The sequence below is a fragment of the Paraburkholderia sp. Ac-20340 genome, assembly GCF_017104965.1.
GTDB lineage: Bacteria > Pseudomonadota > Gammaproteobacteria > Burkholderiales > Burkholderiaceae > Paraburkholderia.
Genome location: NZ_JAAGPR010000021.1, coordinates 108301 through 122969, shown reverse-complemented (window position 1 = coordinate 122969; position 14669 = coordinate 108301). Strand labels below are relative to the sequence as shown.

The following is a 14669-nucleotide window of genomic DNA, read 5'->3' as shown; positions in this document are numbered from 1 at the left end:
GGCTTTCTCAGGCATGCAACTTCCCGGCTCCACCGTTCCGATCTCGCTCGTTGCAGGTTTTCTCGCGGCTGCGCGCGCGCAGCCCGAAGTCGTCGAGCGCTATCTGGAGGAGGCGGGCATTCCCGGCGAGCTGCTGGACGAACCCGGCGCGCGCGTGACCGAGGAGCAGTTCTCCACGCTCTACCGCATGCTGGCGATCGAGATCGACGATGAAATGCCGGGCGTTTTCAGTCGTCCGTTTCGCAGCGGCACGCTGAAGTTTCTCTGTTTGAGCCTGCTCGATGCGCGCAATCTGGAAACGGCGCTGCATCGCTTTGGCCAGTTTTTCCACATCGTTCTCGACGATTTCCGGCTCGAATCGCGCCGCAGCGAATTGCTGGCCCAGGTGGAACTGCGCCCGCATCCGGCCTTTGGCGCGCTCAGCCCGCTCGGTCAGGAACTGATGCTCAAGCTCGCGCATGGTGTGTCGTCCTGGCTGATCGGCCAGAAGATCCCGTTTCTGCAAGTCGATCTGGCCTGCGAGCGGCCGGCGCACGCGCACGATCATCGCTACTTCTTTTCCGGGCCGGTGCGCTTCGGTTGTGAAACGGCGTTGTTCCGCTTCAGCGCCGCCTATCTGGACATGCCGATCCGGCAGAGCAAGCGCAATCTGCGCCAGTTTCTCGCGCGCTCGCCCGGCGACTGGATTTTCGAATCGTTCAGCGAGCAACTGGTCAGCCATCAGGTGCGTCAATATCTGGCCAGCACGCTGCCGGAGATGCCGACCATCGAAGCCGCTTCCGATCATCTGCATTGCTCGGTACGCACGCTTTGCCGCAGGCTGGCCGCCGAAGACACCTCGTTCCAGGCGCTCAAGGACGAACTGCGCCGCGACGTGGCGATCCAGCGCCTGACCGATACGCAGGACACCATCGCGGCCATTGGCGCCGATATCGGCTTCGACGACCCCAGCGCTTTTCATCGCGCGTTTCGTCACTGGACCGGCAGCACGCCCGGCACCTATCGCGGCCGCGATTGACGCGCACCCCCTCGTCTGGGTGGGACGGGCGGCAAACACACCAGGATGAACCCTGGTCACCCTTTTAAACACGCGTTCTTCAGGCAGAGCGTGGCCAGATTTGTCACTAGATGGGCCGGTTTGGACAGTCCATCGGCGCGCCTTTGCCGCTACGATGGGTCGGACATTGCCCCTGTCGCTGCGCATATGCCGCGTAGCTGCAACCGGATAACCGGCTGCTGGCAGGGCTTCCCCGATCTACCGCGTGATTGAAAGGTTCGCCATGAGCTTTACTGCCCCCGTCAAGGACATGCTGTTCGTATTGAAAGAGCTGGCTGGCATCGACGCTGTCGCTGCGTTGCCCGGCTACGACGATGCCGGCTTCGAAACCGCCCAGGCGGTGCTCGAGGAAGCGGCGAAGCTCTGTGGCGAAGTCATCGCGCCGCTGAACGTGGAAGGCGACCGCGCGCCCAGCAGCTGGCGCGACGGCGAAGTCACGGCCACGCCGGGCTTCAAGGCCGCGTTCGAGCAATTTGCCGAGGGCGGTTGGCAAGGTTTGCAACATCCGGTCGAATACGGCGGTCAGGGTCTGCCCAAGCTGATCGGCACGCCTTGCAACGAAATGACCAACGCGGCGAACCTCTCGTTTGCGCTGTGCCCGCTGCTGACTGACGGCGCGATCGAAGCGCTGCTCACGGCCGGCACGGAAGAACAGAAGCAGCGCTATGTGCCGAAGCTGATTTCGGGCGAATGGACCGGCACGATGAATCTGACCGAGCCGCAAGCCGGCTCCGATCTCGCGCTGGTGCGCTCGCGCGCCGAGCCGCAGGCCGACGGTTCGTACAAGGTGTTCGGCACCAAGATCTTCATCACCTGGGGCGAACACGACATGGCCGATAACATCGTCCATCTCGTGCTGGCGCGCGTGCCGAATGCGCCCGAAGGCGTGAAGGGCATCTCGCTCTTTATCGTGCCGAAGTTCCTGATCAACGAAGACGGCACGCTGGGCGCGCGCAACGACGTGCATTGCGTGTCGATCGAACACAAGCTCGGCATCAAGGCGAGCCCGACCGCGGTGCTCCAGTACGGCGATAACGGCGGCGCAATCGGCTATCTGATCGGCGAAGAAAATCGCGGCCTCGAATACATGTTCATCATGATGAACGCGGCGCGCTTCGGCGTGGGCACGCAAGGCGTGGCGATCGCCGAGCGCGCGTATCAGCAGGCTGTGGGTTATGCGAAGGAGCGCGTGCAGAGCCGCCCGGTCGATGGTTCGGCAAAGCAGTCGGTGACGATCGTGCATCACCCCGACGTGCGCCGCATGCTTGCGACCATGCGCTCGATGACCGAAGGCGCCCGCGCGCTCGCCTACGTGGCGGCCGGTCACGCCGATATCGCCCACCGTCACGCCGATGAAGCCGTGCGTGCGCGTCATCAGGCGATCTACGAATTCCTCGTGCCGATCGTCAAGGGCTGGAGCACGGAGATGGCCAACGACGTCACGAGTCTGGGCGTGCAGGTGCATGGCGGCATGGGTTTCATCGAGGAAACCGGCGCGGCGCAACACTATCGCGACGCGCGCATTCTCGCGATCTACGAAGGCACCACGGCGATCCAGGCGAACGATCTGATCGGCCGCAAGACGGCGCGTGACGGCGGTGCGGTGGCAAAGGCGCTGCTCGACGAGGTGGCGCAAACCATCGAAGCGCTCGGTCAGGCTGAAGGTGCCGCCGCGGCATCGTTGCGCGCGCAACTGGAATTGGGCGTGCAGGCGCTGTCGCGCGTGATCGACTTCGTGCTGGAAAACGTCAAGCGCGACCCGAACGCGGTGTTCGGCGGCAGCGTGCCGTATCTGAAGCTCGCGGGCATCGTGCTGTGCGGCTGGCAGATGGCGCGCGCCTTGCTGGCGGCGCAGCGCAATCTCGCCGACGATCCCGCGTTCTACGGCGCGAAGATCGCCATGGCGCAGTTCTACGGCGAACACGTGCTCGCGCAGGCGGGCGGTCTCGCGACGGCGGTGCTGACCGCGCGCGGCGATCAAGGCATCCTCGCGCTCGCCGAAGACCAGTTCTGATGTTCTGATTTGCCCGGCGCGGCGGCCACAGACGCCGCGCGCCGGAAGATGGGGGAGACGCAGTATGAATGCGAACAACGCAAACGATCTGATTGCGCAGTACGGTCCGCGCGAATCGATGGAATATGACGTGGTGATCGTCGGCGGCGGGCCTGCGGGTTTGTCGGCGGCGATTCGACTGAAGCAACTGGCCGCGGAAAAAGGTGCCGAAATCGGCGTATGCGTGCTGGAAAAAGGCTCGGAGATTGGCGCGCATATTTTGTCGGGCGCTGTTATGGACCCGCGCGCGATCACCGAACTCTTTCCCGACTGGAAAGAGCAGGGCGCGCCGCTGAATGTGCCGGTTGCCGAGGACAAGTTTTTGTTCCTTTCGGAGACCGGCGCGAAATCGGTGCCGAACTGGGCGCTGCCCGATAACTTCAAGAATCACGGCAATTACGTCATCAGTCTCGCGAATGTGACGCGCTGGCTGGGGCAGCAGGCCGAAGCGCTGGGCGTCGAGATTTTTCCGGGCTTTCCGGCCGCGGAAATTCTCTATCACGACGATGGCTCGGTGAAGGGCGTGGCCACCGGCAATATGGGCATCGGCAAAGATGGCGAGCCGACCGAGAATTTCCAGCTCGGCATGGAATTGCACGCGAAATACACGCTGTTCTGCGAAGGCGCGCGCGGGCATCTGGGCCGTCAACTGAATGAGACGTTCAAGCTCGGCAAGGACGCCGATCCGCAGGTGTATGGCATCGGCATCAAGGAGCTTTGGGAGATCGATCCCGCGAAGCATCAGCCGGGGCTTGTCGTGCATACCGCTGGTTGGCCGCTCGAAAACGATACCTATGGCGGCTCGTATCTCTATCACACGGAAAACAACCAGGTGATGGTGGGTTTTATCGTCGGGCTGGCGTATACGAATCCGTATTTGTCGCCGTTCGAGGAATTCCAGCGTTACAAGACGCATCCGGCGATCCGCAAATATCTGGAAGGCGGCAAGCGTGTTTCGTATGGCGCGCGCGCGATTACGGCGGGCGGTCTGATGTCGCTGCCGAAGCTGGTTTTCCCCGGCGGCGCGCTGGTGGGCGACGATGCGGGCTTCCTGAATGTCTCGCGTATCAAGGGCAGCCACGCGGCAATCAAGTCTGGCATGCTGGCGGCCGAAGCGGCATTCGAAGCCGTGCAGGCGGGCCGTCAAGGCGATGAGCTGACGGCTTACCCGCAAGCGTTCAAGCAGTCGTGGCTGCATGAAGAACTGCATAAAGCCCGCAATTTCAAGCAGTGGCTGAGCAAGGGCTTGTACCTGGGCACGCTGATGGTCGGTCTCGAACAGAAGGTGCTGGGCGGCAAGGTGCCCTGGACGCTGCATCACCAGCATCGCGACCACGAGACGCTCAAGCCCGCGTCGCAATGCAAACCGATCGTCTATCCTAAACCTGACGGCAAGCTCACATTCGACCGGCTTTCTTCGGTGTTTATTTCGAACACGAATCACGAAGAGAATCAGCCCGCGCATTTGACGCTCAAAGACGCGAATGTGCCGGTCGGCATCAATCTCACGACTTACGCCGGACCGGAAGCGCGTTTCTGCCCGGCAGGCGTTTATGAATTCGTGAAGGACGATGCGGATGCAGACCGTTTGCAGATCAACGCGCAGAACTGCGTGCACTGCAAGACCTGCGATATCAAAGATCCGACGCAGAACATTGTCTGGGTCACGCCCGAAGGCGGCGGCGGTCCCAACTATCCGAACATGTAATGCCCGCCGCGCTCAGGCGCGGGGACCATCGAACGAGGAGTGCATATGAGCAAGGAAGTCGTAGTCGTCGGCGGTGTACGAACCGCCATCGGTAAGTTCGGCGGCAGCCTGAAGGACGTGGCGCCGACCGAACTGGGCGCGCTGGTGCTGCGCGAACTGCTCGCACGCAGCGCAGTGAAGCCCGAAGACGTGGGCCATGTGGTGTTCGGCAATGTGATCGCGACGGAGCCGAAGGATCTGTATCTCTCGCGCGTGGCGGCCATCAACGCGGGCATTCCGGAATCGACGCCCGCTTTCAACGTGAACCGTCTGTGCGGTTCGGGCCTGCAGGCGATCGTATCGGCCGCGCAGACCATCATGCTGGGCGACGCCGATGTCGCGATCGGCGCGGGTGCCGAGAACATGAGCCGCGCGCCCTATATCACGCCCGATGCGCGTTTTGGCGCACGCATGGGCGATGTGCGTCTGGTCGACATGATGCTCGGCGCGCTCAATGATCCGTTCCATACGGTGCCGATGGGCGTGACCGCCGAAAACGTTGCGCGCAAGTTCGATATCTCGCGCGAGCGTCAGGATGCGCTGGCGCTCGAATCGCATCGCCGCGCGGCGCAGGCGATTGCCGAAGGCCGTTTTGCTGGCCAGATCGTGCCGGTCAAGCGCACGGTGAAAGGCCGCGAAGTCGTCTTCGATACCGACGAGCATCTGCGTACCGACGCAACGATTGAAGATTTTTCGAAGCTCAAGCCGGTGTTCGCGAAGGAAAACGGCACGGTCACGGCGGGCAATGCGTCGGGTATCAACGACGCGGCCGCCGCTGTGCTGCTGATGTCGCGCGAAGCCGCCGAACAGCGCGGCATTGCGCCGATGGCGCGCCTCGTGGCCTACGCGCATGCGGGCGTCGATCCGTTGCATATGGGCATCGGCCCGGTGCCGGCCACGCGTCTTGCGCTGGAGCGCGCGGGTCTGCGTATCGAAGACCTCGACGTGATCGAATCGAACGAAGCGTTCGCAGCGCAAGCCTGCGCCGTGACGCAGGAACTCGGCCTCGATCCGGCCAAAGTGAATCCGAACGGTTCGGGCATTTCGCTGGGCCATCCGATCGGCGCGACGGGCACGCTCATCACGGTGAAGGCGCTGCATGAACTGCAACGCGTGAACGGCCGCTATGCGCTGGTGACGATGTGTATTGGCGGCGGTCAGGGTATTGCAGCGATTTTCGAGAATCTGCGCTAAAGCGGTTAGCGTTGTACGGCACGAGACTGGAGACACACATGCAACACGAGGCGATTCAAGCGAACGACGCGGATGATGTGAACGAGGACGCGTCGTCGGCCTATGCCTATCCGCTGCTGATCAAGCGCCTCCTGCAGACGCCGCTGTCGCATGCGCGCGACCAGGAGATCGTCTATCGCGGCAAGGTGCGCATCACTTATGCGCAGATGTTCGAGCGTATCGCGCGCCTCGCGAACGGCCTGCAAGGGCTGGGCGTGAAGAAGGGCACGACGGTGGCGGTGATGGATTGGGACAGCCACCGTTACCTGGAGTGTTACTTCGCAGTGCCGATGATGGGCGCGGTGCTGCAGACCGTCAACATCCGTCTTTCGCAGGCCGAGATTGCCTATACGATCGATCATGCACGCGCGGAAGTCGTGCTGGTGCATGCAGATTTCCTGCCGGTGCTGGAAGCGATCCGCGAAAAGCTGCCGCGTGTTCACACCTTCATTCTGATCGACGATGAAGGCAATGTGACGCCGCAGCCGGGTATCGAATTCGCCGACGAATACGAGCGTTTGCTCGCATCCAGCGGCACGCATTTCGATTTTCCCGACTTCGACGAAAACACGCGCGCCACCACTTTCTACACGACCGGCACGACCGGTCTGCCGAAGGGCGTGTATTTCTCGCATCGGCAACTGGTTTTGCACACCATCACGGTGATGGCGGCGCTCACGAGTCCCGAGAGCGGCCAGCGCGTGCATCGCGGCGACGTCTATATGCCGCTTACGCCGATGTTCCACGTGCACGCGTGGGGCATGCCGTATATCGCCACGTTGATGGGCGTGAAGCAGGTGTATCCGGGCCGTTATGTGCCGGATCGTATCGTGGAGTTGCTGCGCGACGAAGGCGTGACTTACTCGCATTGCGTCGGCACGATCCTGCATATGCTGCTGAGTTGCCCGCAGGCCAAAACGGCTGATTTCAGCAAGTGGAAGGTGGTGATCGGCGGCGGCGCGCTGCCGCATGGTCTGGCGCGCGCGGCGCTCGAACGCGGCATCGACATTTTCACGGGCTATGGCATGTCCGAAACGTGCCCGGTGCTGACGCTCGCGCAGTTGATGCCGTCGCGCGAACCGCGCAGCCTGGACGAAGAAGTGAGTCTGCGTTGCCGTACGGGCTTGCCGATTCCGCTTGTCGATCTGCGTATCGTCGATGCCGAAATGCGCGACGTGCCGCATGACGGCGTGGCGAGCGGCGAAGTGGTGGTGCGCGCGCCGTGGCTCACGCAAGGTTATCTGCACAATCCGGAAGCATCGAAGGTGCTGTGGGAAGGCGGTTATCTGCACACGCAGGACGTGGCGCGCATTGGCACGGACGGCTATCTGCAGATCACGGATCGGATCAAGGACGTGATCAAGACCGGCGGCGAATGGGTGTCGTCGCTCGATATCGAAAGCCTGATTTCGCAGCATCCGGCCGTGGCCGAAGTGGCGGTAATCGGCATCAAGAGCGAGAAATGGGGCGAGCGTCCCGCTGCTGTGATCGTGTTGCGCGAGGAGCGCGACGCACCGGTCAGCGCCGAGGATATTCGCACGCACGTGATGCAATTCGTCGAGACCGGCAAGATCTCGAAGTATGCGGTGCCGGAAGTGGTGAAGTTCGTCGACGCACTGGAGAAAACCAGCGTGGGCAAGCTGAACAAGAAATGGCTGCGTGAGAATTTCAATTGATGTAGCGGCAGAATTCCGGCGCCTCGGTGGCGGGCCACGGTGGCGCCGGAGAAGTGCAGCGATCCTTCGTGCGCGCCTTGGGCGCGCTTTTTTTCGTCGGTACCTGACTTAAGTCGGGCGAGCCTGGCGTGCCCACGGCAGGCGGCGTTTCGCTGACGTATCGAGGCGCGGCCACTGCATGCGCTCCACGGTGATCTGGCGACGCGGCGCATCGGCGATAAAGCGGTCGAGCGTTTCGCGGATATCCCGGTCGACGAAATCGGCGCGCTCGGCGTCGATCAATACGGTCGCGCGATCGGGAATGCGTGCGAGGCAGCGCATCAGCATCGGCTTCGCAAGAAATGAGGCATCCTTACGAAATGACAGCAGGTAGTGGTCGTCATGTTCGGCGAGCGCGAAGGTATCGTCGAGATTGGCGCGCATCGCCAGCAGCATGCTGACCGCAATGCCGATCCCGATGCCGATCAACAGATCGGTCATCAGCACGCCCACGATGGTCGCGATGAAAGGAATCAGGCGCTCCACGCCTTCGCGCATCATCGCCACGAACAGCGCGGGCTTTGCGAGCTTGTAGCCGGTCTGGATCAGGATCGCCGCGAGGCAGGCCAGCGGGATCAGGTTCAGCACGGTCGTGAGCGCGAATACGCTCACGAGCAGCAACACGCCATGCACGAAGGCGGAAAGCCGCGTGCGTGCGCCCGCGTTGAGGTTCGCGGAGCTACGCACGATCACCGCTGTGATCGGCAGGCCGCCCAGCGCACCGGCGATCATATTGCCGACGCCCTGCGCCTTGAGTTCGCGGTCGGGCGAGGCGCGGCGGCGTTGCGGGTCCATCTGCTCGACGGCTTCGAGGCTCAGCAGCGTTTCCAGGCTCGCGACCACGGCGAGCGTGAGCGCAACGCGCCAGACATCGGCATCGACGAACTGGGTGAAATCCGGCAGCGCGAGTGCGCCTGCCAGCGCATCGAGCGAGGCGAGCGAATCCAGCGCGACGCGTTGCTCGACCGGCAGCGCAAATGCGGGCGCGAAGGCGTCGAGCAGAACCGTCACGCCGATACCCAGCGCGACCACGGCGAGCGGTCCGGGCACCGCGCGCACCAGCGCAAAGCGTTTCGCACGCGGCGTTTCCCATGCGAACAGCAAGGCGACGGAAACGGCGGCGAGCACGAGCGCGGGCACAAGCACCGGGCCGAACGCAGTATCGATCGCGACGGAAGCGTGGGTGGTAGAAGCGGCGGAAGAAGCCGCGTGCGCGCCGACACCCATCGCCAGCGGCACCTGTTTGACGATCAGCAGCAAGCCAATCGATGCCAGCATGCCCTTGATGACGGGCACCGGCACGAAGCTCGCCAGTTGCCCGGCGCGCACCAGACCGAACACGACTTGCAGCGCGCCCGCGATCAGCACCGCGCACAGAAACGCAGAAAAACTGCCGAGCGTGCCGATGGCGGACACCACGATCACGACGAGACCGGCGGCCGGGCCGCTCACGCTCAGATGCGAACCGCTGAGCAGCGCCACCACAAGACCGCCGACGATGCCGGACAGCAGGCCGGCGAACGGCTCGACGCCGGACGCCGTGGCGATGCCGAGACACAGCGGCAGCGCGACGAGAAAGACCACGATGCCAGCGAACAGGTCGCTGCGCAGGGTCGCGAAGTCGATGGAACGAGATTTCGGCATGGAAATTCCAGAGTGGGGAGTTCGATCCAAAGGTCTTTCAGGCGGCGACGGCGGCGTTGTGCGCGTCGTGCAGTTGCAGCAGCCGGCCTTCGCGCAGGCCGAAAACCCAGCCGTGCACTTGCGGCCGGCGTTTGGCGTCGCGCAGGATCGGCGAGGCTTCGAGGCGCGCGACCTGCTCGATCACATTGAGTTCGGCGAGACGGTCGACGCGTGCATCCATGTCGTCGATGGCGTCGAGGTCCGCGCGATGTCGCGCGGCCAGTTCGCGCAGTCCGGCGATGCGACGGTTCACGAGCGGCAGTGCGGGCGAGGGCGCCGAAAGCGCGGCGCGCACGCCGCCGCAATGGTGATGACCGCACACGATGATGTGTTCGACTTCGAGTGCATGCACGGCGTATTCGACCACGCTGGAGGCGTTGGCGTCATCGGCGGCGAACAGGTTGGCAATATTACGGTGTACGAACAGTTCGCCGGGCCGGGCGTTGATGATGCGCTCGGCGGGCACGCGGCTGTCCGAACAACCGATCCAGAGTACGCGCGGCTGCTGGCCCTGTGCGAGTTGGGTAAAGAAGTCCGGTTCTCGGGCCGCTATTTCGCTGGACCACGCGAGGTTGGCAAGCAGGAAGCGTTTCGGAGGGTTCATCGTTTCAGACTCCAGGTCGGCGGGGGAAGTGAGTTTACGAATAGCTTTCGATAGGATGGTTCCGAAAATAAATCGCGCGCGACGAAAAAAAATCGAAAAATATTCAGCGTGGATGTTTTGTTAAATTCGCATGCGCGGGATGACATTTGGGGCATCGAAACCTGGCGTATCGACGCTCTAATCGATTTCCTTTCATGCCTCTTGTAGATTTAACAATTTGACGTTATATTTTTTATAACAATAGAACCTGAGAGAGCACCGCAGCGACGCGGCGCGCCTGTGTATCGTTCTGGCGCGCCGCGATCGCCCGGATTGTCGTATGGCTTCATCCGATATCTGGTTGGTCCGTTATCCGTTATTCCGTGAAGCGCTGTTTCATGGCGCCATGCCGCTTGGCGCGTTGCCGCCCCAGGCGCGCGCGGTCATCGCCCAGCGTGTGTTTGCGGGAGGTGCTGCGGGAGACATTGCCGGGAGCACCGCCCGGCACGTTGTAAGCGATGTGCGCGTGGCGTACGTCGAACTGCCCATGACGCTCGTCGACGAGGCAGTGCGCGCTCATTGCGAACTCGATGAGGGCGAGAATCTGGACGCCGCGATCGGCGAAACCCGTTTGCACTATCCGCGCGTGGCGCGTCCACCGTGTCTGCTGATGCCCGGGCAGGGCGTTTTTCTCGACAGCTGGATGCGCTTTCTTGCCTATCGGGCGCGCGGCGATATCACCGTGCCCGTGCTGGCCGTCGACTGGTTTACGCTTTACGAACGCATTGCGCGGATGCTCGAAGGCGAGCAGGCCGCAACGCCATACTCACGTCTCGCGGCCGATCGTTGTGAATCGCGCGAGCCTGGTTTCATCGAATAGACACAATTAGAAGAAAGCCTCCGGGAGATCGGCGCCAGATCGCCGGAGCGAAAGCGGTTATGGGTTTATCGGCGCGGTAAAATGCATCGCGTTCCCTTGCGCGCGACGTGTTGGGAATGTCCGAGCAGTCGACGATAGGCGAATTTCCCACCATGACGCGCCCTGCTGATATCTATTTCCGTTTTCTGCAATTGGCAGACGCGCTGCGAGGTCTGCCCACGCTGCCGGCGCTCGATCCGCTCGAACAACGCATCCTCGAATGCGTGGCGCGCGTTGCGCAGACGAACGAGCGTCTTTCGGTGCGGGACATCATGGCCAAAAGCGAACTGGGTTCGCCGGCCACGCTGCATGCGCGTCTGACTTCGATGCGCGAGAAAGGCTGGGTGCGTCTGGGCGATACCGAGGACGCGCGCCGCAAACAGGTCGAACTCACGCCCGCCGCGCTGCGCCACTTCGATAAACTCTCCGAAGCGTTTCTGCGCGCCGCGAAAGACGAATAACGCGCGGCTGGCGCTTTTTCATCGTCTGCTCGCCGTCTCCTTCCATTTCGATGATTCACAAGATTCTGGTTAGCGCGTGTCTGCTCGGCAGCCCGGTTCGATACAACGGCGCGGCGAAGACGCTGGCGCATCCGCTGCTCGACGCGTGGCAGCGCGAAGGGCGCATCGTCTCGGTGTGCCCGGAGTTGATGGGCGGATTCGGCGTGCCGCGTCCGGCGGCTGAAATCGCATTCGCGCGGCAAGGCGCCGATGTGCTGGCGGGCGGCGCGCAGGTGGTCGATCTTTCCGGCGCGGATGTTTCGGCGTTGTTCGTGGCCGGTGCACAGGCAGCGCTGGCTGCCGCGCGCGAGCACGACTGCCGCTTTGCCTTGCTGATCGATGGAAGTCCCTCGTGTGGGAGCGGATTCATCTACGACGGCAGTTTTTCCGGCCAGCGCCACGCCGGGGCAGGGGTGACGGCGGCCTTGCTGCGCGCGAACGCTATCGAAGTATTCGCCGATTCGGAAATCGAAGCGCTGGCCGAACGGTTGGCGCGCGAAGAGGGCTGAGATCGATTGAAACGGTTCGTGCCGCCGGATTCGAAAGCGCACGTTGTTCTCTTCCTCGCTTCACGTTGATAGCGGCGCGCGCTCCGCGAGCATCGCAAATTCCTGATTTTCCGTCCTGGGCACGTTCTCAGAGATGGTTCATGGCAAAAATACGAACATTATAAAAGTAATGTCAAAATATGAACTCTAATAGGTAGAAAATCGACTGTTTACGTTGTAATATTAATGAATCGAATACGCACGCAAACACCATGTCAGACGTCGCCCCCGAAGAAGTCCGCATCAGCGCTGAAATCGAGCGTCTCAAGGCTGAATTCCCCAAGACGCGCGAGCTCTATCGCGAGGTGTGCGCCCTCTTGTTTTTCCGCTTCGGCATAACGCCTACCGCGAACCGTCTTTATCAACTGGTTCATCGCGGCAGCATGGGCACGCCTACGGCGGTGCTGTCCGAGTTCTGGGCGGAATTGCGCGAAAAGAGCCGCGTGCGCATCGAGCATGCTGACCTGCCGGAAGAGTTGCAGGGCGCGGCGGGCGAACTGGTCGCCGCGTTGTGGACGCGCGCCACGGCGGCTGCGCAGGCTTCGCTCGAAGCGTTGCGCGTGGAAGTCGAAGCGGTGCGCCACGAAGCCGAAACGCGCGTCGCGACCTTGCAGAACGATCTGGTGCGTACGGAAACCGCGCTGGAGCAACGCACGACAGCCTTGCTGGCCGCGCAGGTGCGTATTCACGAACTGGAGCAGGTACAGGCCGCAGGCGAGGCCACGCGCGTGGCGCTCGAAGGGCAGGTTGCGGGTTTGCAGCAGGAAGGCCGCGAGCGTGACGCGGCGCTCGTCCAGGCGCGTGCCGATTTCGCCGCCGAACTCGACAAACTGCGCGCGGGCGCCGAACTGGCGGAAACGCGTTTGCAGGCGTCGGAAAAGCGTGCGCTGCTGGAAATCGAGCGCGAGCGGGCGACGAGCACGCGCCTGCAACGCGATCTGGACGCCGCCACGAAGCGCGCGACACAAGCGGAAGAGTCCGCTCGCGCCGAAGCGCAGGCACTACAGGCGCAACTGGGCGATCTGCGCCATCAGGCCGGGATGCTCGAAGGCCGTCTGGAAGCGCAGCGCATCGCGCACGCGGCGCAGACGCAGGAAGTGGAAGCCTTGCGCACCAAGGCTACCGCAGCGGCGGCGGCCAATGCCGTTCCCGGCACGCGTCGTACGCCGCGGCGTGCGGCAAGATCGGCGGAAGTCGCTGCGAAGCCTTTGCGCGTGCCGCGCAAGAAAGCGGTGCAAAACTGATCGACATCGACGCGGCCCGTGGCCCTACACATCCTTGCCATGCTGGATCTACTCATGGGGCCACGACTTCGCTAACGTAATCGGCTTTCCCCCACCAGAAAGCAGGAGAAGCCGAGGATGTCCGAGAGCGAGAACAACAATAACAATAACGAAGCCGATTCCGTCGCCCGCCAAAGCGTGCCGACGCCGCGCACGCGCATGCGCCGCATCGCCGAGCGCGCGCAATACGATCGCGACACGCTGTACGCGATTCTCGACGCCGCGTACGTCTGCCACGTCGCCTTCGCGGACGATCATGGCGTGCATTGCATCCCTACCGCATGCTGGCGCGAAGGCGATCATCTCTACATTCACGGCTCCAATGGCAGCCGCATGCTCAAACTCGCCGCCGATGGCGCGCAGGTCTGCGTGACGATCACGCATCTCGACGGCCTCGTGCTCGCGCGCTCGGCCTTCAATCACTCGATGAACTATCGCTCGGCGATGATCTATGGCGCGTTCGAAGTGGTCGCGAACGAGCACAAGTCGGCTGCGCTCGACGCGTTCATGGAGCACATCGCGCCCGGGCGCCTGCACGAAGCGCGCGCGGGCAATCGCAATGAACTGGCCGCGACGACCGTGCTGCGTCTGCCGCTCGACGAATCGGTTGCCAAGGTGCGTGCGAAAGGCCCGGAAGACGACGAGGAAGATCTCGATCGTCCGGTCTGGGCAGGCGTGTTGCCGATGGCGCTCAAGCCGCTCGCGCCTGAACGGGACGGGGCGTTGCCTGAAAGCGGCGAACCTGCGTACGTGAGCGAATGGGCGAAACGCGCCGCAGGCTGATGGTTTTCGGCCGCGCCGCCGGGCTGCCCGGCGGCGCAGATCTCATTGCGTGATAGCCGAAGTCGATTGCACTGGCGTTGGCGCGAACGCCATCTCCCGGATCGCATCGCCTTCGACGCGATAGCGAATCCACTCGCTTTGCGCCTTCGCGCCGAGCGATTCGTAGAACTGGATCGCCGGTTCGTTCCAGTCCAGCACGCTCCATTCGAAGCGTCCGCAGCCTTTTTCCCACGCAATCGCCGCGAGATGCTGCAGCAGGCGTTTGCCTGCGCCAAGTCCGCGCGCGTCGGGAGAAACGTACAGATCTTCCAGATACAGACCGGCTTTGGCCTGCCACGTCGAATACGAGAAAAAATACACCGCGTAGCCGATTGCCTTGCCGTCGAGTTCGCAGATCAAGGCCTTCGAAGGCGATTCCGCACCGAATAGCGAAGCGACGATGCTTTGCGTCGTCGCGGCAACCTGGTCTTCGGCCTTCTCGTAGATGGCGAGTTCGGTAATGAAATGGAGGATGAGCGCCGCGTCGTCAGCGACGGCGGGGCGGATAGTCAGTGCCATGATGATG

Annotated in this window: 13 protein-coding genes; 10 read left to right on the top strand and 3 right to left on the bottom strand. The window is 62.8% G+C overall.

Annotation, left to right across the window (positions count from 1 at the left end):
- The first annotated feature begins 13 nt into the window (after window positions 1–13).
- The 5 genes from G3N59_RS23980 (at window position 14) to G3N59_RS23960 (ending at window position 7766) form a co-directional block, all read left to right on the top strand.
- Window positions 14–1018, top strand: coding sequence for an AraC family transcriptional regulator (locus G3N59_RS23980; RefSeq protein WP_205985282.1), 1005 nt, complete (start codon window positions 14–16; stop codon window positions 1016–1018).
- Window positions 1019–1280: 262 nt separating this feature from the next.
- On the top strand, window positions 1281–3071 hold the full coding sequence (locus G3N59_RS23975; protein ID WP_205985281.1) for an acyl-CoA dehydrogenase: 1791 nt from the start codon (window positions 1281–1283) through the stop codon (window positions 3069–3071).
- A gap of 64 nt (window positions 3072–3135) precedes the next feature.
- Window positions 3136–4818 (top strand): electron transfer flavoprotein-ubiquinone oxidoreductase, encoded by a 1683-nt coding sequence (locus G3N59_RS23970; protein ID WP_205985280.1) that lies wholly within the window; start codon window positions 3136–3138, stop codon window positions 4816–4818.
- A 45-nt stretch (window positions 4819–4863) separates the two neighbouring features.
- Complete coding sequence (gene bktB, locus G3N59_RS23965; RefSeq protein ID WP_205985279.1) at window positions 4864–6051, top strand: beta-ketothiolase BktB; 1188 nt, start codon at window positions 4864–4866, stop codon at window positions 6049–6051.
- A 38-nt stretch (window positions 6052–6089) separates the two neighbouring features.
- Window positions 6090–7766, top strand: coding sequence for a fatty acid--CoA ligase (locus G3N59_RS23960; RefSeq protein ID WP_205985278.1), 1677 nt, complete (start codon window positions 6090–6092; stop codon window positions 7764–7766).
- 108 nt (window positions 7767–7874) lie between these two features.
- On the opposite strand, the gene G3N59_RS23955 is transcribed toward G3N59_RS23960, so the two are convergent.
- Together G3N59_RS23955 and G3N59_RS23950 are read right to left on the bottom strand one after the other, a co-directional pair.
- Window positions 7875–9449 (bottom strand): SulP family inorganic anion transporter, encoded by a 1575-nt coding sequence (locus G3N59_RS23955; RefSeq protein WP_205985277.1) that lies wholly within the window; start codon window positions 9447–9449, stop codon window positions 7875–7877.
- 37 nt (window positions 9450–9486) lie between these two features.
- Window positions 9487–10092, bottom strand: a complete 606-nt coding sequence (locus G3N59_RS23950) for a carbonic anhydrase (RefSeq protein ID WP_205985276.1) — start codon at window positions 10090–10092, stop codon at window positions 9487–9489.
- Between the two features lie 319 nt (window positions 10093–10411).
- On the opposite strand from G3N59_RS23950, the gene G3N59_RS23945 reads away from it, so the two are divergent.
- From G3N59_RS23945 to G3N59_RS23925, 5 genes are all read left to right on the top strand, one after another.
- The gene (locus tag G3N59_RS23945) at window positions 10412–10951 is read left to right on the top strand and encodes a hypothetical protein (RefSeq protein ID WP_205985275.1); all 540 of its coding nucleotides are present in this window, start codon (window positions 10412–10414) and stop codon (window positions 10949–10951) included.
- 152 nt (window positions 10952–11103) lie between these two features.
- On the top strand, window positions 11104–11451 hold the full coding sequence (locus G3N59_RS23940; RefSeq protein ID WP_205985274.1) for a winged helix DNA-binding protein: 348 nt from the start codon (window positions 11104–11106) through the stop codon (window positions 11449–11451).
- 50 nt (window positions 11452–11501) lie between these two features.
- Entirely contained in the window at window positions 11502–11999 is a 498-nt protein-coding gene (locus tag G3N59_RS23935) for a DUF523 domain-containing protein (protein WP_205985273.1), read from the top strand.
- Window positions 12000–12250: 251 nt separating this feature from the next.
- A complete protein-coding gene (locus G3N59_RS23930; protein WP_205985272.1) occupies window positions 12251–13282 on the top strand; it encodes a DNA-binding protein in 1032 nt (343 codons plus the stop codon).
- Window positions 13283–13399: 117 nt separating this feature from the next.
- Window positions 13400–14104, top strand: a complete 705-nt coding sequence (locus G3N59_RS23925; RefSeq protein ID WP_205985271.1) for a pyridoxamine 5'-phosphate oxidase family protein — start codon at window positions 13400–13402, stop codon at window positions 14102–14104.
- Window positions 14105–14146: 42 nt separating this feature from the next.
- Here G3N59_RS23925 and G3N59_RS23920 read toward each other — a convergent pair whose 3' ends face one another.
- The gene (locus G3N59_RS23920; protein WP_205985270.1) at window positions 14147–14662 is read right to left on the bottom strand and encodes a GNAT family N-acetyltransferase; all 516 of its coding nucleotides are present in this window, start codon (window positions 14660–14662) and stop codon (window positions 14147–14149) included.
- Window positions 14663–14669: the final 7 nt, after the last annotated feature.

Bases quoted from the DNA above. Each gene is read 5' to 3' on its own strand.
- G3N59_RS23920 (WP_205985270.1), bottom strand. From the start codon at position 14,662: ATGGCACTGACTATCCGCCCCGCCGTCGCTGACGACGCGGCGCTCATC.
- G3N59_RS23955 (WP_205985277.1), bottom strand. From the start codon at position 9,449: ATGCCGAAATCTCGTTCCATCGACTTCGCGACCCTGCGCAGCGACCTG.
- G3N59_RS23980 (WP_205985282.1), top strand. From the start codon at position 14: ATGCAACTTCCCGGCTCCACCGTTCCGATCTCGCTCGTTGCAGGTTTT.
- G3N59_RS23950 (WP_205985276.1), bottom strand. From the start codon at position 10,092: ATGAACCCTCCGAAACGCTTCCTGCTTGCCAACCTCGCGTGGTCCAGC.
- G3N59_RS23935 (WP_205985273.1), top strand. From the start codon at position 11,502: ATGATTCACAAGATTCTGGTTAGCGCGTGTCTGCTCGGCAGCCCGGTT.
- G3N59_RS23940 (WP_205985274.1), top strand. From the start codon at position 11,104: ATGACGCGCCCTGCTGATATCTATTTCCGTTTTCTGCAATTGGCAGAC.
- G3N59_RS23930 (WP_205985272.1), top strand. From the start codon at position 12,251: ATGTCAGACGTCGCCCCCGAAGAAGTCCGCATCAGCGCTGAAATCGAG.
- G3N59_RS23970 (WP_205985280.1), top strand. From the start codon at position 3,136: ATGAATGCGAACAACGCAAACGATCTGATTGCGCAGTACGGTCCGCGC.
- bktB (WP_205985279.1), top strand. From the start codon at position 4,864: ATGAGCAAGGAAGTCGTAGTCGTCGGCGGTGTACGAACCGCCATCGGT.
- G3N59_RS23945 (WP_205985275.1), top strand. From the start codon at position 10,412: ATGGCTTCATCCGATATCTGGTTGGTCCGTTATCCGTTATTCCGTGAA.
- G3N59_RS23925 (WP_205985271.1), top strand. From the start codon at position 13,400: ATGTCCGAGAGCGAGAACAACAATAACAATAACGAAGCCGATTCCGTC.
- G3N59_RS23975 (WP_205985281.1), top strand. From the start codon at position 1,281: ATGAGCTTTACTGCCCCCGTCAAGGACATGCTGTTCGTATTGAAAGAG.
- G3N59_RS23960 (WP_205985278.1), top strand. From the start codon at position 6,090: ATGCAACACGAGGCGATTCAAGCGAACGACGCGGATGATGTGAACGAG.